Here is a 703-nt window from a genome sequence, read left to right on the forward strand (position 1 = left end):
CTATAATACCACCTACAATAAGGAGAGTATCGGAAAAAAACGTTCCTGTCATCACTGTTTTTAAAATTTGCCCTACCATGGCAAAAACAGTCCCTGTTACAAAGACGGGGAGACTGTGTTTCCCTAAAATTGCTAAGGGATGCTTTTCTGCAACATGAAACCACGTATGAAAGCGAGGCAAACAAAGAATAAAGAATGATAACGCAACAACATGGAGCAGACGCGGCAAACTTAAAAATGTTTTATTAAAATTAATCAACGGAGAAGACCAGCCAAGCCACCCCAAAACGCCCCACCATTCTAAGCGAACCCATAACAGTGAAAACAAAAGATACGCGGCAGCAAAAACGAGAAAAAAAGTCTGACAGGCAATATTTTTTCCTTGCTGAAGAGATAAACTGCTGACCAATCCTATAACAACCAGGAATTGCCAGGATAAAGGATTCAAAAACCACTTTCCCTTTAATGGATAAGAAGGAGGAGCAATTTCATAAAATCCACTGAGGAGGTAGAGCATGAACGAACCTAAAAGCAACAATCCTTTTTGTTTACAACTCAAATAAAGCGCAAAAGGCGCAAAAAGCATGAGCACAATATAAAGAGGAAGAATATTATTATACCCCAATTGATGTCCAAAGCTTAAAACACTAAAAAAAGCGATGAAGGGTTGTGTAAAAAATAAACCCACATTATTCATCGATAA

At 38.1% G+C, this 703-nt stretch carries 1 protein-coding gene; it reads right to left on the reverse strand.

Annotated elements, in window-relative coordinates:
- Window positions 1-703 (reverse strand): OpgC domain-containing protein (gene opgC / locus ACFINO_RS10550; protein WP_375655801.1); only part of this gene is annotated, 703 nt, incomplete at both ends.

Origin of the sequence: Bartonella sp. AA83SXKL (assembly GCF_042196965.1) — a bacterium.
Classification (GTDB): domain Bacteria; phylum Pseudomonadota; class Alphaproteobacteria; order Rhizobiales; family Rhizobiaceae; genus Bartonella.